Origin of the sequence: Mesorhizobium sp. B3-1-6, from assembly GCF_006439555.1 — a bacterium.
GTDB lineage: Bacteria > Pseudomonadota > Alphaproteobacteria > Rhizobiales > Rhizobiaceae > Mesorhizobium.
The window spans coordinates 153,526-175,455 of sequence record NZ_VFTM01000008.1 but is presented as its reverse complement, the minus strand read 5'-3'; the positions used below and the strand labels follow the sequence as shown (position 1 = coordinate 175,455).

Annotated in this window: 15 protein-coding genes and 2 pseudogenes; 10 read left to right on the top strand and 7 right to left on the bottom strand. The window is 64.0% G+C overall.

What is annotated here, in order from left to right; genetic code table 11:
- Nucleotides 1-42: 42 nt before the first annotated feature.
- From FJ414_RS09885 to FJ414_RS09875, 3 genes are read left to right on the top strand one after another with little or no spacing between them, the layout of a single operon-like run.
- Nucleotides 43-1,584 carry an ABC transporter ATP-binding protein gene (locus FJ414_RS09885; RefSeq protein WP_140643967.1) on the top strand — a complete coding sequence of 514 codons (1,542 nt, stop codon included), beginning with the start codon at nt 43-45 and terminating at the stop codon, nt 1,582-1,584.
- A complete protein-coding gene (locus FJ414_RS09880) occupies nt 1,568-2,662 on the top strand; it encodes an ABC transporter permease (protein ID WP_140643965.1) in 1,095 nt (364 codons plus the stop codon). The genes FJ414_RS09885 and FJ414_RS09880 overlap by 17 nt, the downstream gene beginning before the upstream one ends.
- 13 nt (nt 2,663-2,675) lie before the next feature.
- On the top strand, nt 2,676-3,596 hold the full coding sequence (locus FJ414_RS09875; protein WP_140643963.1) for an ABC transporter permease: 921 nt from the start codon (nt 2,676-2,678) through the stop codon (nt 3,594-3,596).
- A gap of 174 nt (nt 3,597-3,770) precedes the next feature.
- Here FJ414_RS09875 and FJ414_RS09870 read toward each other — a convergent pair whose 3' ends face one another.
- Together FJ414_RS09870 and FJ414_RS09865 are read right to left on the bottom strand one after the other, a co-directional pair.
- The gene (locus FJ414_RS09870) at nt 3,771-5,102 is read right to left on the bottom strand and encodes an aspartate aminotransferase family protein (protein ID WP_140643961.1); all 1,332 of its coding nucleotides are present in this window, start codon (nt 5,100-5,102) and stop codon (nt 3,771-3,773) included.
- A 98-nt stretch (nt 5,103-5,200) separates the two neighbouring features.
- The gene (locus tag FJ414_RS09865) at nt 5,201-6,178 is read right to left on the bottom strand and encodes a LysR family transcriptional regulator (RefSeq protein WP_181167160.1); all 978 of its coding nucleotides are present in this window, start codon (nt 6,176-6,178) and stop codon (nt 5,201-5,203) included.
- Nucleotides 6,179-6,294: 116 nt separating this feature from the next.
- Here FJ414_RS09865 and FJ414_RS09860 point away from each other — a divergent pair, with 116 nt between their 5' ends.
- The 6 genes from FJ414_RS09860 (at nt 6,295) to FJ414_RS09835 (ending at nt 16,560) form a co-directional block, all read left to right on the top strand.
- Nucleotides 6,295-8,742, top strand: coding sequence for an FAD-dependent oxidoreductase (locus FJ414_RS09860; RefSeq protein WP_140643957.1), 2,448 nt, complete (start codon nt 6,295-6,297; stop codon nt 8,740-8,742).
- Nucleotides 8,739-11,204, top strand: coding sequence for an FAD-dependent oxidoreductase (locus FJ414_RS09855; protein ID WP_140643955.1), 2,466 nt, complete (start codon nt 8,739-8,741; stop codon nt 11,202-11,204). The genes FJ414_RS09860 and FJ414_RS09855 overlap by 4 nt, the downstream gene beginning before the upstream one ends.
- 14 nt (nt 11,205-11,218) lie before the next feature.
- On the top strand, nt 11,219-12,781 hold the full coding sequence (locus tag FJ414_RS09850; RefSeq protein WP_140643953.1) for a trimethylamine methyltransferase family protein: 1,563 nt from the start codon (nt 11,219-11,221) through the stop codon (nt 12,779-12,781).
- 155 nt (nt 12,782-12,936) lie between these two features.
- Nucleotides 12,937-13,902, top strand: coding sequence for a glycine betaine ABC transporter substrate-binding protein (locus FJ414_RS09845; protein ID WP_181181580.1), 966 nt, complete (start codon nt 12,937-12,939; stop codon nt 13,900-13,902).
- A 40-nt stretch (nt 13,903-13,942) separates the two neighbouring features.
- Nucleotides 13,943-15,043: a betaine/proline/choline family ABC transporter ATP-binding protein gene (locus tag FJ414_RS09840; RefSeq protein ID WP_246672356.1), complete on the top strand. Its 1,101-nt coding sequence runs from the start codon at nt 13,943-13,945 to the stop codon at nt 15,041-15,043.
- Nucleotides 15,040-16,560, top strand: coding sequence for an ABC transporter permease subunit (locus FJ414_RS09835; RefSeq protein WP_210239661.1), 1,521 nt, complete (start codon nt 15,040-15,042; stop codon nt 16,558-16,560). The genes FJ414_RS09840 and FJ414_RS09835 overlap by 4 nt, the downstream gene beginning before the upstream one ends.
- 169 nt (nt 16,561-16,729) lie before the next feature.
- Here the strand turns inward: FJ414_RS09835 and glnQ are convergent.
- A pseudogene (glnQ, locus tag FJ414_RS09830) lies at nt 16,730-16,957 on the bottom strand (glutamine ABC transporter ATP-binding protein GlnQ); the annotation flags it as partial.
- Nucleotides 16,958-16,973: 16 nt separating this feature from the next.
- Between glnQ and FJ414_RS09825 the strand changes: the two are divergent.
- A pseudogene (locus FJ414_RS09825) lies at nt 16,974-17,351 on the top strand (amino acid synthesis family protein); the annotation flags it as partial.
- Between the two features lie 284 nt (nt 17,352-17,635).
- Here the strand turns inward: FJ414_RS09825 and guaA are convergent.
- From guaA to FJ414_RS09805, 4 genes are all read right to left on the bottom strand, one after another.
- Nucleotides 17,636-19,201, bottom strand: coding sequence for a glutamine-hydrolyzing GMP synthase (gene guaA, locus FJ414_RS09820; protein ID WP_140643949.1), 1,566 nt, complete (start codon nt 19,199-19,201; stop codon nt 17,636-17,638).
- Between the two features lie 70 nt (nt 19,202-19,271).
- Complete coding sequence (locus FJ414_RS09815; protein ID WP_140643946.1) at nt 19,272-19,910, bottom strand: 5'-methylthioadenosine/S-adenosylhomocysteine nucleosidase; 639 nt, start codon at nt 19,908-19,910, stop codon at nt 19,272-19,274.
- Between the two features lie 3 nt (nt 19,911-19,913).
- Entirely contained in the window at nt 19,914-20,375 is a 462-nt protein-coding gene (locus tag FJ414_RS09810) for a PaaI family thioesterase (protein ID WP_140643944.1), read from the bottom strand.
- A gap of 93 nt (nt 20,376-20,468) precedes the next feature.
- Nucleotides 20,469-21,758: an RsmB/NOP family class I SAM-dependent RNA methyltransferase gene (locus tag FJ414_RS09805; protein ID WP_140643942.1), complete on the bottom strand. Its 1,290-nt coding sequence runs from the start codon at nt 21,756-21,758 to the stop codon at nt 20,469-20,471.
- Nucleotides 21,759-21,930: the final 172 nt, after the last annotated feature.

The window sequence follows — 21,930 nt, the reverse complement described above, 5'->3', positions numbered from 1 at the left end:
TGGTTCCCGTCCAACCCCGCTGCAAGCCCGGCAGGACCCGCCATGCATCCGCGACTAGAATTGCGCAACATCTCAAAGCGCTATCCCGGCGTCGTCGCCAATGACGACGTCTCGCTGTCGATTCAACCCGGCGAGATCCATGCGGTGCTCGGCGAAAACGGCGCCGGCAAATCGACGCTGATGAAGATAATCTACGGAGCGGCGCAAGCCGATTCCGGCGACATCTATTGCGACGGCAAGCTTATCGCGGCGCATAATCCGGCGACGTCGCGCGCGCTCGGCATCGAGATGGTCTATCAGCATTTCGCATTGTTCGAGTCGGTCTCGGTGGTCGAGAACATCGCGCTGTCGGCGAGCAGCGCCTTCCACTTGCCTTCGCTTGCCGAAAAGATCCGCGAGCTTTCGCTGCGCTACGGCATGCCCATCGACCCGTATCGCCAGGTGCATGACCTGTCGGTCGGCGAGCGGCAGCGCGTCGAGATCGTGCGCTGCCTCTTACAGGCGCCAAAACTCCTGATCCTCGACGAGCCGACCTCGGTGCTGACGCCGCAGGCCGTGGTCAAGCTGTTCGACACGCTACGGCAGCTCTCGGCCGAAGGCTGTTCGATCGTCTATATCAGCCACAAGCTCGACGAGGTGCAGGAACTCTGCGACACCGCGACCGTGCTGCGCAACGGCAAGGTCACCGGCACCGCGCGGCCGAAGGAAACGACCTCGCTGGAGCTTGCCCGCATGATGGTGGGTTCCAGGCTGCCGGAAATGCATGTCAGCCCCGCCATTCCCAGCGACAGGCCGGTGCTCGAGGTCAGAAATCTTTCAGCCGACGCACGCGACCATTTCGGCGTCGACCTTAAGGATGTCTCCTTCAACGTGCATGGCGGCGAGATCGTCGGCCTGGCGGGAGTCTCCGGCAACGGCCAGGCCGAGTTGATCGCGCTGCTCAGCGGCGAGCGCCGGCATGGCCAAGGCGACGCGATCAAAATCAACGGAGCGCCGGCCGCCACCTTGCGGCCCGACGAGCGCCGCAAGCTCGGCCTCGCCTTCATTCCCGAGGAACGGCTCGGGCGCGGCGCCGTGCCGTCGCATACGTTGTGGGAAAACGCCGTGCTGACCGCCCATCGCTTCGGCACGGTCCGCAAGGGTCTCGTCGACCGCCGCAAGGCCGCCGCCTTCGCCGCCGGCATCATCGACAGGTTCAAGGTCAAGGCCAATGGCCCCGGCTCGACGGCGCAGAGCCTGTCCGGTGGCAATCTACAGAAATTCATTGTCGGCCGCGAGATCGCGCTGGCGCCAAAATTGCTGCTCGTCTCGCAGCCGACCTGGGGGGTCGATGTCGGGGCAAGCGCCTTCATCCGCCAGACCATCGTCGACCTGAGCCGCGCCGGCGCCGCGGTGTTCGTCGTTTCGGAAGAACTCGATGAACTGTTCGAGATCTGCGACCGGCTGTTCGTCATCTGCCAGGGTCGCGTATCGCCGCCGCTGGCGCGCACCAGCACCGACCGCGAGGAGATCGGGCTGTTGATGACCGGCCGGCCCATGGGCCAGAACAAGACTGGGAGCAGCAGCGTTGCGCATCAGGATTGAACAGAGGCCGGAGCCTTCCGCCACGATGCGCATCGCCGCGCCGGTTCTGGCGTCCGTCCTGACGCTGATCGTCGGCTCGGTCTTCTTCGCCTCGCTCGGGCATGATCCGCTGCCGACGCTCTATGCCTTCTTCATCGAGCCGCTGAGCTCGATGAATGGCCTCTCGGAATGGTTGCTGAAAGCCTCACCGCTGATCCTGATTGCCTGTGGACTGGCGATCGGCTTTCGCGCCAATGTTTGGAACATCGGCGCCGAGGGGCAATTCACGATGGGCGCGATTGCCGCGAGCGGCGTCGGCCTGTTCTGGCCGAACCCGGACAGCGCCCTGCTCTTGCCGCTGATGTTCCTGGCCGGGATGGCCGCCGGGATGGCCTGGGCGGCGATCCCCGCCTTCCTGCGCTCGCGCATGAACACCAACGAGATCCTGGTCACGCTGATGATGACCTATATCGCGACGCTGTTCCTGTCCTATCTGGTGCATGGACCATGGCGCGATCCCGCCGGCTTCAACTATCCGCAGACGGCGCTTCTGCCGGCGGCCGCGATGTTTCAGTCCTTCGATCCGGCCTACCGGGTGAACTCCTCGATCTTCATCACTGTCGTCGCCGTGCTTTTGATGTGGCTGTTCGCCGACCGCAGCTTCCTCGGCTACAAGATGTCGGTCAGCGGCGCGGCCCCGCTCGCCGCTCGCTATGCCGGCTTTCGCGAGTCGGCTGCGGTGTGGATCGGATTGCTGGCTGGCGGCGCCGCGGCAGGCATTGCCGGCATGGCGGAAGCTGCCGGACCGCTCGGACAGCTTTCGCCGCAGATTTCGCCCGGCTACGGCTTTGCCGCCATCATCGTCGCCTTCATCGGACGTCTGAATGCCTTCGGCATCGTGCTCGGCGGGCTGTTGATGTCGCTGCTTTTCCTCGGCGGCGAAGGCGTGCAGATGACGCTTGCCCTGCCCTCGGCCCTGACGCGCATCTTCCAGGGCATCCTGCTGTTATTCCTGCTCGCAGCCGACTTCTTCATTTTCTATCGCATTCGCCTGGTGCGGCCAGTCCCTGATGCGCATGCGCCCGAGACGGCGCGATAGCGGGAGACATCGGATGGAACTCTTCATCGCCATCTTCACCGGCACCATCATCGCCGCCACGCCGCTGATCTTCGCCGCACTCGGCGAGCTCGTGGTCGAGAAATCCGGCGTGCTCAATCTCGGCATCGAAGGCATGATGCTGATGGGTGCGGCGCTTGCTTTCTGGGCGGTCACGGCCGGCTATCCGATGCCCGTTGCAATCCTCGCCGGCGCGCTGGCCGGCGCTGCCGCCTCACTGCTCTTCGGCGTGCTGGCGCTAACTTTTCTCACCAACCAGTATGCCGCCGGCTTGGCGCTGGCGATCTTCGGTTCCGGCGTGTCGGCATTTATCGGCCGCGGCTTCGGCAGCGATCCGATCGAAGCGCTGCATGGCGTCAGCATTCCCATCCTCTCCGAACTGCCGGTGCTCGGCCCGCTGCTCTTCCGCTTCGATCCGCTTGTATACCTGGCACTCTTGATGTTCGTGGCGATCAGTTGGTTCCTTTATCGCACCAAGGCAGGCCTCATCCTGCGCACGATCGGGGAATCGCCGCAGACCTCCCACGCCATCGGCTATCCAGTGATCCGGATCCGCTACATGGCGGTGCTGTTCGGCGGGCTGATGGCAGGCCTCGCCGGCGCCTATCTGTCGGTCGCCTACACGCCGCTCTGGGTCGAGAACATGACCGCGGGCAAAGGCTGGATCGCCTTGGCGCTGGTGGTCTTCGCGACATGGCGGCCGCTGCGCGTTCTGCTCGGCGCCTGGCTATTCGGCGGCATGACGATCCTGCAACTCCAAGGACAGGCTCTAGGTCTTCAGGTCCCATCCGAACTGCTGTCGGCCCTGCCTTATCTGGCGACGATCGTGGTGCTGGTGCTGATCTCGCGTAACCGCCAGATATTGGCGCTGCATTTTCCAGCCTCGCTGGCAAAACCGTTTCGACCGGCCGGTTGAGGCCCGCCCTTCGCACGTTGTTGCCAGCGATTGCCGCACGGATCGTCGGTGAGCCTTTTCGATATCCGGGGGCCGCGCGCTATGTTCAGCAGGTCACATCAGCAAGATCGAGAAAATTGACCAACGGGACCCAAATCATTTCATCCAAATCTCGCCATTGACGCCAAGAGCGGGTCAGCAAGATGTCGCCATGCGGAAGCTGCGCACGAAGCTGTCCACCACATTGTCGAGGTCGGCCATCGACAGGCAGAGCGGCGGGCACATTCTGATGACGTTGCGGTACGGACCCGAGCGGCTGGCGATGAGGCCCTGACGCCGGGTTTCCTCGAAGACCTGCAAGGTTGCTTCGGGCGCCGGCTCCTTCGTTGCGCGGTCCTTCACCAGCTCGATGGCGAGCATCAGGCCTTGTCCCCTGACGTCGCCGATCAGCGGGAAATCTTTCTTTAGCTCCTGAAGCCTTTCCTTCAGCGCGCCGCCGACCTTGGCGGCATTCTCCTGCAGCCGCTCGTCGTGCATCACCTTGAGCACCGCGCGGCCTGCCGCGCAGGCGACGGGATTGGCGCCGTAGGTGTGGAACAGGAACTTGTCGGCCATGGACTCCGCGACGGCGCGCCTGGCAATGACGGCGCCGAGCGGAATGCCGTTACCGACACCCTTGGCGACGACGACGATGTCGGGAACGACGCCGTGCGATTCGAACGCCCAGAAGGCATCGCCAGTGCGTCCGACGCCGGACTGCACCTCATCGATGATGCAGACGCCGCCCGCCGCCCGCACGCGTTCGAAAGCGCCGGCGATGTAGCCGGCAGGCATCGGCACGATGCCGCCATAACCCTGCACCGGCTCGATGATCATGCCGGCCAACCGGCCGCTGGTCGAGCTGGATATGGCGCGCTCCACCTCGTTCAGATATGGCTGCACGCCTTCGCCGTGGACGCCGCGATACTGATTGGGCTCGGCTACGAACGTCACCCCGCCGAGTTGCGGCACCTGATGACGAAAACCGGCTATGCCTGTTACCGACTGGGCGCCGAATGTGGCGCCGTGATAACTTGAGCCGAGCGCCAGCATGTCGATGCTGCCGGTGTGCGAGCGCGCCATCAGCAAGGCAAGGTCGATCGCTTCGGCGCCGCTGTTGGTGAAATGCACGACCCAATCGTGACCGGCCGGCATCGTCGCCACCAGTTCCTCGGCGTATTGGGCGGGAACCGGATGGTAGAACATCGTCGTGCAATGCGTCAGCTCGCTCACCTGCTCGGTGGCGGCCTTGACCACCTGCGGATGGGCGTGGCCGACCGAGATGCACAGGTTCATGCCGAGCAGGTCGATGTATTTGCGGTCCTTCTCGTCCCAGACATATTGGCCCCTGCCGCGCTTGAGGATCAGCGGTTCCTTATAGGGAACGAATTTGCGCTGTGAGGCCGAATAGAAGCGGTTCCGCCGATCGACAATCGCCTCGGTCGACCAGTCGATGTCCAGACTTGAATGGACGTGCGGAGCGTTCATGCCGTATCTCCAGTGTTGCGAATTCCGGAGATTGAAAACACGGAATGCGTGGCGCGCACACCGGCAAAGCTCGTCATCAGGATAACTGATGAAGCTGATTAGTCGCTCCTCGAGGGGCGGTCGAGCGTGTAGCAGTCGGCCGGAAGGCCGGGCAGGCGCGTGCTGATCGCCTGGGTCAGCACTTCCGCGGTGCGGTCGGCGAAAGCCTCGGGGATATTTCCGAGTTCGCGCTCACGCGCCACCAGCAGAATGTTGCGTGACAGGCTGGTGAAGGGCAGAGGATGGACGTCGATCTCCATGCCTTCCGCTAGGCCATCGATGAGCAAGGTCGGCGTCAGGATGGCGAAGCCCATGCCAGCGGCCACCGGCGCCATCACCACGCTGGAACGATCGCCTTCCATGGCGCGCGCAATCTCGATGCGCAGCCGGCTGAGATGCTGATCGACGCGCAGGCCGACAGGCGTCTCGCGCGAGAAGCGCACGAAGGCAAGCTTCTTGGACAGCTTGACGATGTCGCCGACATCGCCGGCAAAGCCTTTCGGCGTCACCAGCAGGAATTTCTCGGTCATCACCGGATAGCGCGTCAGCCCCTCGATCTCGAACAACTCTCCCGACGTAACCGCAAGGTCGGCGCGGCGAGCGCGCAGCAAGGCGACGTGGTCGGTAGCGAGCCCCGCGAACAGGCTGAGCTCGGGAATGCCGAAGTTCTTGCGGGCCAGCACCGAAAGCGCCGGCGCCAGGGTGGTCGCGATCGACGCCAGAAGCGCGATGCGCAAAAGCGGCAGCGGCGCCGCGTTGACGCGCCGCGCATCCGTGCGCAAGCCCTCGACCTCGCTCAGTATGGCGACCGCGCGGCGATGCAAGGCGATGCCGGCCTTGGTGAGCTCGATCGGTCGCAGATTGCGGTCGATCAGACTGACGCCGAGCGCGCTTTCCAGATTCTTCAGATGCTGGGAAGCGGCCGATTGCGTCATGCCCAGCATCTGCGCCGCCTGCGTTACATGCCTGGTCTCTACGATGGCGACGAACACCTCGATCGACCGGAACAGATTGAAATCGAAACTGCCGCTCTTCACCCGCAACTCCGCCCTCAAGGCTCCATAAGTTTTCCTAATGTTGCGAAATTTAGGTTGAGCGCAAGAGGCTTGGCGGAAAAGATCGCCCGGTTCGATCCAGCAAAGGTAGCTACAAGGTGAATGACAGCGCACGCATCGTGATCATTGGCGGCGGAGTCATTGGCCTCGGCATAGCCTATCACCTGGCTGAATTGGGTGTGAGCGATGTCGTCCTCCTGGAACGCCACCAGCTGACCAGCGGCACTTCCTGGCATGCAGCCGGAATCGTCGGTCCGTTGCGCGCCAGCCTCAACCTGACAAGGCTGGCGCAATATGCGACCGAGCTGTTTCCACGCCTCGAGGAGCTGACCGGCCAGGCGTCCGGCTACAGGCGCACCGGCGGCCTCTGGCTGGCGCGGCGTCCGGAGCGCATGGACGAGTTGAAGCGCATCGCGCATATGGGCGATGTCTGCGGCCTGACGGTGGGGATCGTCGATCAGGCCGGCGTGGCGGAACGCGTGCGCGGCATCGTTGCCGACGGGGTTGAAGGCGCGCTCTGGGTCGAGGAAGACGGTCAGGCCAATCCGGTCGACATCTGTGCCGCCTACGCTAAACGTGCGCGCGCCGCCGGGATTCGTATCCTGGAAGGGGCGTCTTGTTCAGGCATAGTGACCCGTAATGGCCGGGTCGCCGGCGTCACTTTGGCTACGGGCGTCACCATCGATTGCGAGATCGTCGTCAACTGCGCGGGCGCCTGGGCACGCGATATCGGCGCGCTGGCGGGCGTTCCGGTGCCGCTGCAGGCGGTCGAGCACATGTATGTGGTGACCGAGCCGATCACCGGCCTGCAGGATCCGTTCCCGATCCTGCGCGACCTCGACGAAGGCATCTACATCAAGGGCGATTCCGGCAAGCTGGTGCTGGGCGGGTTCGAGCCGAATGCCAAGATCTTCGACGTCCGCGGACCGGCGGGTGACAGGCCTTTCCTCGAACTGCCGGAGGATTGGGAGCAGTTCGAACCGTTCATGTCTGCCGGGCTGAAGCTTCTGCCGGCGCTTTCGCAAACCGGCATACGGCATTTCATGAACGGGCCGGAGAGCTTTACGCCGGATACACGTCCGCTGATGGGCGAGTCGCCCTATCTGCGCGGCTTCTATGTCGCCGCCGGCTTCAACTCGACCGGCATGATGTCGTCGGCCGGTGCTGGCAAGGCGATGGCCGAGTGGATCGTCGACGGCGAGCCCGGGCTTGATCTCTGGGCGCTCGATATCGCCCGTTTCGACCGCTCGGCTGCGGCGCGTTCCTTTGTCGGCGCCAGGATGGAAGAATCAGTTGCCGATCTCTTCCGCATGCATTGGCCCTACAAGCAGGCAACCGCCGGTCGCGATGTGAGGCGTTCCGTCTTTCATAGGACCTTCGCAGAAGCCGGCGCCGTGTTCGGCGCACCGACCGGCTGGGAGCGTCCGCTGTGGTTCGGCGGAGAGGAGACGCGCGGCTACTCCGTGGGAACCCAGAAATGGTGGGGCGCGGCCAAGGCCGAAGCCGAGCGGATGGCGCAAGGCGTCGGATTGTTCGAGCTTTCGCCCTTCACCAAGATCGACGTGCGCGGACGCGACGCGGCCAAGCTGATTCAGAGGCTGTGCACGGCCGATGTCGACCGGCCCGAAGGCCGCGCCGTGTATACACAGATGCTCAATGCGCGCGGCGGCATCGAGGCCGACGTGACGATCGCGCGGGTCGGAGCGGATGCTTTCCGTGTGATCTCGGGTGCAGCGACAAGGCAGAAAGACCTCGCTTGGATTAGCCGCCATGCCGAAGATCTTGGCCTCAATGTTTCGGTCTTCGACGCCACATCCGCTGAGGCCGTTCTCGGCATCATGGGGCCGCGCTCGCGCGACCTGCTGCAAGACCTGACCGACGCCGATCTTTCCGATGCGGCATTTCCATTTTCCACCTCACAACGCATAGATATCGGCACCGCCAACGTCCGCGCCATCCGAGTCAGTTTTGTCGGCGAGCTCGGCTTCGAACTTTACGTGCCGGTAGAGCATGCCGAAAGCGTGTTTGCCACGATCATCTCGGCTGGCAGCGGCTATGGCTTGGCGCTTTGCGGGCACTACGCACTCGATGGCTGCCGGTTGGAAAAAGGCTACCGCCATTGGGGACACGATATCGGTCCGAAGGACACGCCATTGGAGGCGGGCCTCTCTTTTGCGGTATCCTGGAAGAAGAGCGATTTCATCGGCCGCGAGGCGCTGCTTAGGCAGAAGGCCGAGGGCGTACAGCGCCGGCTGATGCATTTCGCCGTTGAAGGAGCTAACCCCCTTCTGCTGCATGACGAGCCGATCTATCGAAACGGCAAGCTGGCCGGATTGACGACCTCGGGCGGGCTCGGCGCGCGCACGGGCCTCAGCCTTTGCCTTGGCTACGTCGCCAGCGATCCGGGCGAGCCGAAAACGCAGCTCTTTCAGTCTGACTACGAAATCGCGGTCGCCGGCACACGCTACAAAATGCGTACGCTCGACAAACCGCCTTACGACCCAACCGGAATGCGCATGCGCGGACATGCGGAGGAGACGCTATGAGACAACATGCCCGCGTGGTCATTATCGGCGGTGGCGCCATGGGCGTGTCGCTGCTCTATCACCTTGCCAAGCGAGGCTGGAGCGATGTCATGCTTGTCGAGAGACAGGAGCTGACGGCAGGCTCAACCTGGCATGCGGCGGGGCTCTGCACGCATTTCGCCCACAATGCAACGATCATGGAGATGCGCGCCCATTCGGTGCGGCTCTATCGCGAGATACTGACCGCCGAGACCGGACTGCCAACCGGCTTTCATGCCAGCGGCGCGCTGCGCATCACCCGCTCGAAAGCCCGCATGGATGAGTTCCGCCATGTGCAAGGGCTCGGCCGGTTCGTCGGTCATGACTTCCACATCCTCAGTCCAGCCGAGCTCAAGGATATCTATCCGCTCTGCCACACGGACGAGGTCATCGGCGCAATCTACGAGCCTAATGACGGCCATGTCGATCCGACACTGGCCACCAATGCCATGGCCGCTGGCGCGCGCTCGCGTGGCGCCGAGATCGTGCGGCATAATCCGGTACTGGGGATCGAGCGCAAGCCGTCCGGCGAATGGCTGGTGCGCACGGAGCAGGGCGACATCGTTGCCGAGCATATCGTCAACGCCGCCGGCACATGGTGCCGAGAGATCGGCGCAATGATGGGCATCGACCTGCCTGTCGTGCCGATGCTGCACCAATATGTCGTGACCGACACCGTTCCGGAAATCGCCGAGCGCATCGCCGCCGGCGCCAAGGAACTGCCGATCATCCGCGATCCGGAAGAAAGCTGGTACCTGCGCCAGGAGCGCGACGGCTACATCGTCGGCCCTTATGAGAAGTCGGCCCATCCGTGGGCGATCGACGGGGTGCCGCCGGAGTTCGGCATGGAATTGCTGCCGCCCGATCTCGACCGCGTCGAGCACATCATCGCGCTGGCCATGGACCGGGTGCCAGCGCTCGCCAATGCCGGCATCAAGACAGTGGTCAACGGCCCGATCACTTTCACGCCCGACGCCAACCCGCTGATCGGCCCTGCCTTTGGCCTCGGCAATGCATGGCTGCTCACCGGCTCCAGCATGGGCGTGATGGAAGGCGGCGGCGCCGGCCGTTTCCTTGCCGACTGGATCATCGACGGGGCGCCGCGCAGCGATGCGCTCGCCATCGATCCGCGCCGCTTCGGCAACTATGCCGACCGCGACTATCGCATCGACAAGGCGGTCGAAGGGTTCGGCCTGCAATTCGGGATCCACTATCCCAACGAAGAACGCGACGCCGGCCGGCCGCGTCGCACGACGCCGGCGCTGGACCTTCAAAAAAGCCAGGGCGCCGTGCTGGGCGTCGCCTATGGCTGGGAGCGGCCAAACTGGTTCGCCGTCAAAGGCGCCGACCGCGATCCGCCGCTGACCTTCCGCAAGCCCGGCTGGTTCGACGCCGTGCGTGGCGAGTGCCTTGCCGTGCAGGACAGCGTCGGCGCCATCGACCTCTCCGCCTTTTCCAAATTCGAGATCGGCGGGCCCGGCGCCAGCGCGTTCATGGCGTCGCTCGGCGCCAACCGGCCACCCGAACGCCTCGGCCGCATCGGCCTCATTCACGTGCTGACGGCGAATGGCGGCGTGGCGTCGGAATTTACCGTGACGCGCTTCGGCGATGACGGGTTCTATCTCACCAGCGCCGCCCTCGCGGAAAGGCATGACGAGGATCTGCTGCGCTCGCGCGCCGCGGAATTTCCTGGCGTGACGATCGACAACGTCACGGAAAGACGGGGGGTGCTGGGGGTGATGGGGCCGCGCGCCCGCGACCTGCTGGCAAAGATCTGCGAAGCGGATCTGTCGAATACGGCATTTCCCTGGCTTTCCGCGCAGATCATCCGGGTGGCGGGCATCAAGGCGGCTGCACTTCGGGTCTCCTATGCAGGTGAGCTCGGGTGGGAATTGCATGTGCAGCTCGCGCAATTCGGTAAGCTTTACGAAGCGGTCGCCAAGGCCGGCGCGCAGTTCGACCTACGTCCGTTTGGCATCTATGCACTGAACGCGATGCGGCTGGAAAAAAGCTATCGCGGCTGGGGCGCGGACCTGACCACCGAGCGGACGCCGCTGGAGGCTGGATTGAGCGCTTTGGTCAAAACCGAGGGGCGGACATTCGTCGGCCGCGAGGCGATGCTGGCACGCGTCGGCGACAGCTCCTGGACAATGGCGTTGCTCGAGATCGACGATGACGGTGAACGTCTGCCTTTCTACGCCCACGCGGTGATGCAGGCAGGCCGCCCCGTCGGGATCGTCACCTCCGGCGCGCGTGGTTTCCGGACCCGCAAGACGCTTGCCCTCGCCTATCTGCGGCCCGGTATCTCGCCGCAGCAATTGACGGTTTCCATCCTCGGCCGGGAGTTCTCCACGCGTGAGCTTCGCGAGGCGCCTTACGACCCAGCCAATATGCGGCTTCGCGGACTTCAGCCCGCCGAGCAGTCTGCCTTAACGCCCGCTTGATATCGGAGCAGACCATGGACAAGGAAGCGACGATCACCACCGAAACGCATGCTCCGAGAACCGGCGGCCGCGCAGGAAGGCTCGGCCAGCGCAGCGCGCGGCAGGCGCCGCGGCGCCCCTATATCCGCCGCAGGATCGGCACCTTCAACATCCTCGATGAGGAGGGGCTGAGCCTGATCGAAGCCAATGCCGACCAGTTGCTCAAGGAAGTCGGCATGGAATTCCATGACGATCCCGAGATCCTCGATATCTTCCGCAACGCCGGCGCTGACGTGCAGGGGACGAGGGTACGCTTCGAGCCCGGCATGTGCCGCAAGATCATCCGCGCCACCGCGCCTTCGCAATTCAAGCAGCATGCGCGAAATCCCGAGAACACGGTGATGATCGGCGGCGACAATACGGTGCTCTGCCCATCCTGGGGACCGCCCTTCGTGCATGACCTCGATCGCGGCCGCCGCTATGCGACGATCGCGGATTTTCGCGATCTGGTGAAGATGCACCAGATGATCCCGCATCTGCATCATTCGGGCGGCGTCGTCTGCGAGCCGGTCGACCTGCCGGCCAACAAGCGCCATCTCGACATGCTCTATACCCACATCCGTCATTCGGACCGCGCCTTCATGGGCGCGTTCATCGGCTCGAAGCGGGCGCAGGACGCGGTCGACATGGCCAAGATCGTCTTCGGCGAAGAATTCGTCGCCAACAACGCCGTGCTTTATAACGTCTCCAACACCAATGCGCCGCTGGTGCTCGACGCCAACATGTCGGGCTCGCTGAAGGTCTATGCGCGCAACAACCAGCCGGTCGCCTGCACGCCCTGGACACTGGCTGGCGCGATGAGTCCTTGCACCGTCGCCGGCACGCTGGCGCAAGTGCTGGCCGAAGCGCTTGCCTGCCTCAGCCTCGTGCAGTTGATCAATCCCGGCGCGCCCTGCCTGATGGGGAGCTTCGCCAGCACCATCTCGATGCAGAGCGGCGCGCCGACCTTCGGCACGCCGGAGGCCGGCAAGATGGTGCTTGCCTGTGGGCAATTGGCGCGGCGCGTCGGCGTGCCGTTCCACACCGTCGGTTCGCTGTCGGCTTCCAAGCTTCCCGATGCCCAGGCCGAGCAGGAGGCGACCTGGGGTATATTGATGTCGATGTTTGCCGGCGCCAATGTCATCAACCACGCCACCGGCTGGCTCGAGGGTGGGCTAGTGACCGGCTTCGAGAAGACGGTCATCGACGCCGACCTCTGCGGCAAGCTCGCCAGCCTGTTCGAGGGCATCGATCTTTCCGTCAACGCGCAAGCGATGGAGGCCATCGAGGCAGTCGGGCCGGGCTCGCATTTCCTCGGCAGCGAGCATACGCAAGCCAACTTCCTTTCCGCCTTCTACCGATCCTCCATCAGCGACAACAATTCCTTCGAGCAGTGGAACGAGGAAGGACGGCTGGATGCCGCGCAGCGCGCCAACCGGCAATGGAAGGGGCTGCTCGAGGACTACCACGACCCCGGCCTCGATCCGGCGATCGACGAGGCGCTGCAGGCCTTCATTGCCAACCGGAAGGCCAGTGAGCCCGATCAAGCCTATTTCTAGAGCGACCTTGCTCAGAGCACGTTGCGGAACGCCAGCGACCTTATGCACTCCATCGATTTTCCTTATGTGATGAAATTTGGGATGGATTGCCTGCATGTTCCGCTAACCTGATGGGTAGACTGAATGAAATCAGCGCAACCAAGTTGGGGAACACCATGAAAGACTACCTGCTCAAGACCGCACTCGGCGTCCTTCTGCTGACGCCCGCGGCTTCTTCTTATGCTGCCGACGTGACGATGCCAGACCCGAATTACGCCACCGCGACGGCGGTCATGAACGTCATCAAGAACGCGGCCGAGCAGGAACTGGGGCTGGATGTTTCGACGGTGACGACCACCGCCGTTCCGGTGATCTGGGAAGCGATGAATCGCGGCAAGGGCGAGGTCGATATCTGGCCGGACGTCTGGTTGCCCAACCAGCAAGGCCTTGTCGACAAGTACGTCAAGGGCGCTGGCACCGTGAAGCTCGCCCAAAACGGCTACGAAGCCAAGCAGGGGTATTGCGTCACCCAGGTCACGGTCGACAAATATCACATCAAGGATGTCTCCGATCTCGCCAACCCGGACAACGCCAAGCTGTTCGACACCAATGGCGACGGCAAAGGCGAGATGTGGATCGGCGCGTCTGGCTGGCAGTCGACCAACATCGAGAAGGTCAGGGCGCGTGACTACGGTTTTGCCGATTTCTTCGACCTGCAGGTCACCGACGAAGCGGTGGCGGCGGCCTCGCTCGACCGCGCGGCGAAAGCCGACAAGCCATGGGTCGGCTATTGCTACAGCCCACACCAGAATTTCGCCCGCTACAAGCTCGCCTTCCTGACCGAGCCGAAGAACGACCCGGCGAAATTCGTCGTCGTGCAGCCCAACGACGATCCGCAATGGTTCGAAAAATCGAAGGTGTCGTCGGCCTATGCTGACACCACCGTGCATGTTGCCTATGCTGCCACGCTGGCGCAGCGCCAGCCGGACCTGACGGCGGCGCTGGAGCGTATGAGCTTCAACCCGGACGACATCTCGAAATGGGCATACGCTATCATCGTCGACAAGAAGCCGGCCGACGAAGTGGCCAAGGAGTGGATCAAGGCCCATCCGGGCGACGTGGCAAAGTGGTTCGGCCACTGAGCGGAGTGGCGCACGGCGACCATGGCCGGGAAGCGTAGGCGTGGACGCCGTGTCGGCCAACCTGAACCCTAAGCGGAGCGGCTCGGCCGCTCCGCCCGCTATCGTCATGAACGGCGTCTGGAAGGTGTTCGGTCCGCGCGCGCCCGAGGCCATGGCATCCATCCTGCGCGACAGGCTGGACAAGCAGGACGTGGTCAAGCGGTTCGGCTGCGTCGTCGGCGTGGCCGATGTCAGTATCTCGGTCGCACCCGGCGAAATCTTCTGCGTGATGGGTCTGTCGGGCAGCGGCAAATCGACCTTGATCCGCCATATCAACCGACTGCTCGAACCCTCCGCCGGCGAGATTTTCGTCGACGGCGAGAACATCATGACGAAGACGCCTGCCGAGTTGAGGACGATCAGGTCGCGCAAGGTCAGCATGGTGTTTCAGAGCTTCGGGCTGCTGCCGCACCGCACAGTGCGCGACAACGTCGCGCTGCCGCTGGAAATCCAGGCGGCGAGCAAGCAGAAACGCTTCGACGTCGCCGAGGCAGCGCTCGCCAAGGTCAATCTCTCGGGATGGGGCGACCGCTACTGCCACGAGCTTTCGGGCGGCATGCAGCAGCGCGTCGGCTTGGCCCGCGCGCTGGCGGCGGATTCGGCTATCCTTCTGATGGACGAGCCGTTCAGTGCACTCGACCCGCTGATCCGGCGTCAGCTTCAGGATGAATTCCTGGAACTCTCGCGGTCGATGGGCAAGACAGTGGTGTTCATCACCCACGACCTGGATGAAGCGATCCGTATCGGCGACCGCATCGCCATCATGAAGGACGGGGTCATCATCCAGATCGACACGCCCGAAGACATCGTGACGGCTCCCAGGCACGACTATGTGGCTAAATTCGTCGCCGACATTTCGCGGCTGAAGGTGATCACCGCCGGTCGCATCATGGAGCCCGTCAGCGGTTTCAGCGCAAAGAACCCGCAGTCGGACGTGAGATCTTTGCGTCGGGTGGTTGCGCAACAGCCGCTCGGGGAACTGGTGGAACTCGCGGCCCAGGATGAGGCGCCGCTGGCCGTGACGGACGCAGAGGGAACAATTGTCGGCGTCGTCGACAGGCAGCTTCTCCTGGATGGATTGCGAAAGGGCGGACAATCGTGAGCGCCCATGATCCGCACGCCACTGGGCGGCTCGAACCGCCGACTGAAGGCCGCCTGGTCGAAGAGTTCGCCGTTCAGAACCCGCATTATTATGTCGACGCCTTTTCCCGTATCCGGCGGGCGCAAAATTCTGTCTGGCCCTTCAACGTCGCAGCCGCGGTGCTCGGTCCGGTCTGGGCGGCGGCGCGTGGCATCGCGGTGCTGTTCTGGATCGTCTTCTTTCTCGAAATGCTCGCGGTCGTTCAGGTCGGCATCGGCGCGGTCGGCAATCTCGGCGCGGCCGAGCAGGCGCGCGCCGAGCGGCTGACCAAGCAAGCTACGGCGCGGGCCGAACAGGCACAGGCGGCGCAAGCTTCAGGCGCGGACAATGCCGAGGGTTTGAAATCGTCGGCCGCGGCGTTGCAGAGAGCCGCGGACAAGGCAAGCGAACAAGCACAGGCGGCCGGGCAGAAAGCGCCCTTGCTGATCGGAACGGGCCTTTTGACGCTGCTTTTCGCGCGGATCATAAGCGGGTTCCTTGCCAACCGGCTGCTCGAGCGCCGCTTCGCCCGCTGGCGATCGAACCAGGCTTTGGGGCATGGGCTCAACTATCCGCTTGCGCTGTGCGCGTTTATCTTCTGCATCTTGGCCTATGGCCTCTCAATTTACCGTTTCGCCTGGGCAAGCCCGGCCGGCTGGATCATGGCGGCGCCTTCCAATCGCGATTGGCAGGTTGGCCTGTCGTCGGGGCTGGACGGGCTAATGGAAGAGATATCGCATGCGGGCGAAGGCTTCTTCGGCGCAGTCACCGGCGGCATATCGCTGGTACTCGACGGTCTGTCCTACGCGCTGACCGGCATGCCATGGCCGGTGACGATGGCGGTCATCCTGATCCTCGCCTGGCAGTTGGCCGGGTCGCGGGTCACCGTCTTCACCGCCGCTGCGCTCGCTTATCTCGCCCTGCTCGGCTTCTGGGAAAAAAGTCTCGAAACGGTGGCGCTGCTTGGAACCTCGGCGGTGCTTTGCCTGGTGATCGGAATCCCACTTGGCATCTGGTGTGGCCGCAGGCCGCGCGTCTACACCGCCTTGCGGCCGGTGCTGGACTTTATGCAGACCATGCCGGCCTTCGTCTATCTCATCCCGGTGATCGCGCTGTTCGGCATCGGCAAGCCGCCTGGTGTGATCGCCACGCTGATCTTCGGCACGCCGCCCGTCGTGCGGTTGACGGCGCTTGGCCTGCAAGGCGTTCCGCCGGCAATCCGCGAAGCCGCACAAGCCTATGGCGCCACGCGATGGTTCCTGCTGACGCGGGTCGACCTTCCTCTCGCCATGCCGTCGATCATGGCCGGCATCAACCAGACCATCCTGATGTGTCTTTCGATGGTGGTCATCGCGTCGCTGATTGGCGCCAAGGGGCTCGGAGAAGACGTACTCAACGCCCTGCAATACGCCGCTGTCGGCCAAGGTTTGCTCGCGGGCTTCGCCATTCTGCTCTGTGCCATGGTGATCGACCGCATCGTGCAGGGACGAGCCAGGTAAAGTCCACCATCAACGGTGCCGCGTAGCTATTCGACTGGATTCTGTCTTCTGCCTTCCCAGGAAGGCTAAAGCGCGTCGCGCTGAAGCGGATTCAGGCGACGCGCTTTAAGCCTGTGTTTTCATGCATGTCGTTATCGCAAAACCGCTGCACACTTTTACGCGACATGCATTAGTGCTTCAATATCTGGCTGAGAAACAGCTTCGTCCGGTCATGACGCGGGCGGCCGAAAAATGCGCCTGGCGTGCCCTCCTCGATGATCTGTCCGGCATCCATGAAGAGGACGCGGTCGGCCACTGCCCGGACAAAGCCCATCTCATGCGTCACGCACACCATGGTCATGCCGTCGCGGGCCAGTCCGGTCATCGTCTCCAGCACCTCCGAGACCATTTCGGGGTCGTATCGCCTGCTCGCGCTTATGCCGGCGGAACGTATCGAAAGCTATGGCAAGGCCGCGGCCGTCGGGGTCGCAGGCGAGATCGAGCACGCCTCGGCCATGATCCACACGCTGCGCTTCGGCAACGTGTTCCGCGACGCCGTCGGCGGCACGACCTATCTCGAGTTCTGCAACACCCGCAACGCGCCAGGCGCGCTGCTGTCGCTGCCGATGATGCACAAGAGCGAGAACGGCCGGCGCTCGCATTTCATCACCGCCAACTTTCAGGTCGCCGACGGCCCGGCCGCGGACGAGATCGTCGTGGCCATCGGCGCGGCGGACGGTGGCCGGCTCCATCCGCGGATTGCGGACCGCTTTCAGGACATGAAAGAGATGGAGCAGGAGGCCGCTGGATAGCGCTTGTGCGCAACACGCTGGCGTTGTTGTCGATAGTCCGCTTCAGGAACGAGCAAGGCCCGCTTAAACGGCCGAGACGAGGGCAAGGCAGACACGCCTTTACGCAGGCAATTCTACGCTACAGCGCTCGCACCATTCGAAAGCACTTTACGGGATGCGGGCCCAGATCGGCCTGCCATCTCGAAGATTGAGATCCCCAGTCGAGTAAGAGTGAGACATGAAGGCAATTCATAGGGCAGCGAAAACCGCCGCCGAAACTAGGCTATCGCCGCCGTTTGTATCCGTCACTCCCACTCGATTGTGCCGGGCGGCTTCGAGGTCACGTCGTAGACGACGCGGTTGATACCCTTGACCTCGTTGATGATGCGGGTGGCGGCCGCACCCAGGAAGTTCATGTCGTAGTGGTAGAAGTCGGCTGTCATGCCGTCGACGGAGGTCACGGCACGCAAAGCGCAGACGAATTCGTAGGTGCGGGCGTCGCCCATGACCCCGACCGTCTGCACCGGAAGCAGCACCGCGAAGGCCTGCCAGATCGCGTCGTAGAGTCCGGCCTTGCGTATCTCGTCGAGATAGATGGCGTCGGCCTCGCGCAGGATCTCCAGCTTCTCGCGCGTGATGCCGCCAGGGCAGCGTATGGCGAGGCCGGGACCGGGGAACGGATGGCGGCCGATGAAGCTTTCGGGCAGGCCGAGCTCCTTGCCGAGCGCCCTCACCTCGTCCTTGAACAGTTCGCGCAGCGGCTCGACCAGCTTCATGTTCATGCGCTCGGGCAGACCGCCGACATTATGGTGCGACTTGATCGTCACCGACGGGCCGCCGGAGAAGGAGACGCTTTCGATGACATCGGGATAAAGCGTGCCCTGCGCCAGGAAATCGGCGCCGCCGAGCTTCTTCGCCTCGTCCTCGAACACTTCGATGAACAGGCGGCCGATGGTCTTGCGCTTCTTTTCGGGATCGGCCTCGCCTTCCAGCGCCGAGATGAAGCGGTCGGAGGCGTCGACCAGGATCAGCGGCAGGTTGTAGTGCTGGCGGAACATCTCCACCACGCTTGCCGCCTCGTCCTTGCGCATCAAGCCATGGTCGACGAGGATGCAGGTCAGTTGGTCGCCGACCGCTTCGTGGATCAGAAGTGCGGCGACCGAAGAGTCTACGCCGCCCGAGAGCGCGCAGATGACCTTGCCCTTGCCGACCTGCTTGCGGATCGTTTCGACCGCGTGCTCGCGATAGGCGCGCATCGTCCAGTCGCCCTCGATGCCGGCGATGTTGTGGACGAAGTTCCGGAGCAGCCTGGCGCCGTCCGGCGTGTGCACCACTTCCGGATGGAACATGATGCCGTACATCTTGCGCTCGATATCGCCGAAGATGGCGAAGGGCGAGCTTTCCGACTTGCCGAGCACCTTGAAGCCCGGCGGCAGTTCGATGACGCGGTCGCCATGGCTCATCCACACCTGGTGGCGCTGGCCGGGCGCCCACAGGCCTTCGAACAGCGGGCTCTCCTTCTCGATCTCGACGAAGGCGCGGCCGAACTCGCGGTGGTTGGAGCTTTCGGCGACGCCGCCCATCTGCACGCAGAGCGCCATCTGGCCGTAGCATATGCCGAGCACCGGCACGCCGGCGTCGAAGACGACCTGCGGCGCGCGCGGGCTGCCGATGTCGGTGGTCGAGGCCGGACCGCCCGACAGGATCACCGCTTTCGGCTTGATGCGCTTGAAGGCCGCTTCGGCTGATTGGAACGGCACGATCTCGGAAAAGACGCCGGCCTCGCGGATGCGGCGGGCGATAAGCTGGGTGAACTGGCTGCCGAAATCGACAATCAGTACGGTGTCGGTGTGATTGGCTGTCGTCGTCATGGCGAGCCTTTAGAGAAAGAAACGAGTCGGCGCAATGGGCTCAGCGCTGCGGCTTTCCGTCCTTTTTGGCCTATCCCAGCCGGATCGCGCCGGAGACGACCGCCTGCTCCAGCAAGTCGATGGCAGCGGCCAGCTTCTCGTCGATCACGTGCAGATATTCCGTCCAGTCGTTGACGTGCCTGAGATCGGCCGCGCCGTCGGAAATGCCGCGCAGGCCGACCAGCGGCACGCCGAAGAGCTGGCAGGCGCGCAAGCAGGCGAAGGTCTCCATGTCGACCATGTCGGCATCGATGACGTCATAGGCGGCGCCGGAAATGATCGCGCCGCCGGTCGATAGCGAGGCGGCCTTGACACCCGGGATGACGAAAGGCAGCGGCACCGTCACCGGCAGGTTGAGGAAAGGCGTCGCGCCCTTCTCGAAGCCGAGCGGCGAAGCGTCCATGTCGCGATAGCTCACCGACACGACCTGGTAGATCTCGGCCTGTTCCAGCTTGCGGCTGCCGGCCGAGCCCAGCGAAACAACCAGGTCCGGGAGCGCTCCCTCGGCTTTCAACGCCGCAAGCTCGGCGCCCAGCCTGACACCGGCCTCGACCGGGCCGACGCCGGTCATCAGCGGCGTGAACAGGTTTTTCAGGTGCGGGCCGTATTCGGCCTCGACCGCCATGACGAAGAGAACCGCCTTGCCGGCAATCTGAACTGCACCCGCCATGGATCAGCCTTCTATTCCGTCGCGGCCGACCACCGTCATCATGGTGCCGGTCATGGTGGCGATCAGCTTGGCCTCGCCGTCGGCGGCGAAGGCATAGGCCTGGCCGTCGGCGACGATGATGGTGCGGCCGGGTTTGGTTACGGAACCGCGGAACAGGAACCGCTCGCCCCTGCCCGGAGCGAGGAGATTCACCTTGAACTCGATGGTCAGCACGCTGGAATTCTGCGGCATCAGCGAAAAGGCCGCGTAACCGCAGGCGGAGTCCAAAGCGGTCGAAATGACGCCGGCATGCAGGAAGCCATGCTGCTGGGTAAGTGAGGCGGAATAAGGCATCTCGATCTCGATGATGCCGGGCGTCACCAGCGTCAGCTCGGCGCCGATCGTGGCCATTGCCTCCTGCCGGGCAAAGGACGCCCTGACGCGTTCCTCGAAGTCGGGAGCGGGTACGATCTTGGCTGCTGCCATGGCGCTTTGCCTCATATTGCTGGCGAAGTTTATTGCAGAGCCCGGCAAAACAGGCAATCTTTTATGCTGCAGCGCAGCAAAAGCCGGTTGTCTTCAAGCAGCCCGGCGCAGGGCGTGGAAATAGAACCCGTCGGTGCCGCTCAACGCCGGTGACAGCGAGATGCCGCCGCCTTCGCCGATACGCGCGGCCCCTTCATGACCAAGGAAGCGGCCATCCCAGAGCTGACGATGATCGACCGGCGCAAAGCCTTCATGGCGCTCGCGGAAGGCCGCGACCTGCTCGCCGTTCTCGGCATCGAACACCGAACAGGTGATGTAGACCAGCAAGCCGCCCGGCTTGACGAAGGCCTGCGCGGTGTCGAGGATCGCCTGCTGCTCTCCCTTGCGGGCATCGAGCTGCCTCTCGGTCAGCCGCCATTTGGCGTCGGGACGCCGCCGCCAGGTGCCGCTGCCGGTGCAGGGCGCGTCGATCAGCACGATATCCATGTGGTTGGCGAGCGGCGCAAGCTCCGCGGGCTTGCTGACGACCTGGACGTTGCGGTTGTGCGAACGGCGGATGCGCTCGAAGATCGGCGCCAGCCGCACCTTCTCCGCATCATGGGCGAAGAGCTGGCCCCGATTGTCCATCTCGGCCGACAGCGCCAGCGTCTTGCCGCCGGCGCCGGCGCAATAGTCGAGCACCTGCATGCCGGGCGCGGCGCCGGCAAGTGCCGCGGCAAGCTGCGAACCCTCGTCCTGCACTTCGAACCAGCCTTTCTGGAAGGCCGGCTCGGCCTGCACGTTGGGGTGCCGGCCGTCGCCGTCGATCGGCGGGATGCGGATGCCGTGCGGCGCGATCGCCGCCGGCGCGGCACCCGTGCCCTGGAGCTCGGCCAGCACCTTGGCACGATCGGCCTGAAGCGTGTTGACCCTCAGATCCAGCGGCGGGCGCTGCGCCAGGGCGGCGCCTTCCTCGACCCAGGCCTCGCCATAGGCTCGCTCGAGCAGCGGCGCGCACCAGTCCGGGATATCGGCCCGCACCACGTCGGGCGCGTCGGCCAGCCTGCGGCCGGCGGCTGCCTTCAGCTCGCCGGCGTCGAGCAGCGGCGGCGCGAATTTGTCGCCATCGAGCGCGTCGTTGAGCGACTGCGCCGTCTGGCCCCATTCCAACAGAAGCGCGCCAAAGCCGATGGCGCGCGGCGTGTCCTCGCCGAACAGCCAGCCGGCCGAGCGTTTGCGGCGCAACGCGTCATAGACGATGTTGCCGATCGCCGCGCGATCGCCGCCACCGGCGAAGCGATGCGACAGGCCCCAGTCGCGCAGGGCGTCGGCCACCGGCCGGTGACGCCGGCCGATGTCTTCCAGAATCTCTATCGCCGCCGCCAGCCTTCCGCCCAGTCGCATCCTGTTTTCCGTAGCTGTTTACAAATCGGGTCCAGCCCGCTCTTAAAGCCTTTCAGGCCAGGATTGAAACAGTTCCATTCGGTTTGCCGATGAAATGACGTTTCAAGACCGGAGGATTTGGCCGAACGGTTTTTCCATGGCGAGAGGTGCGGCCGGGAAACAAGAACAATCG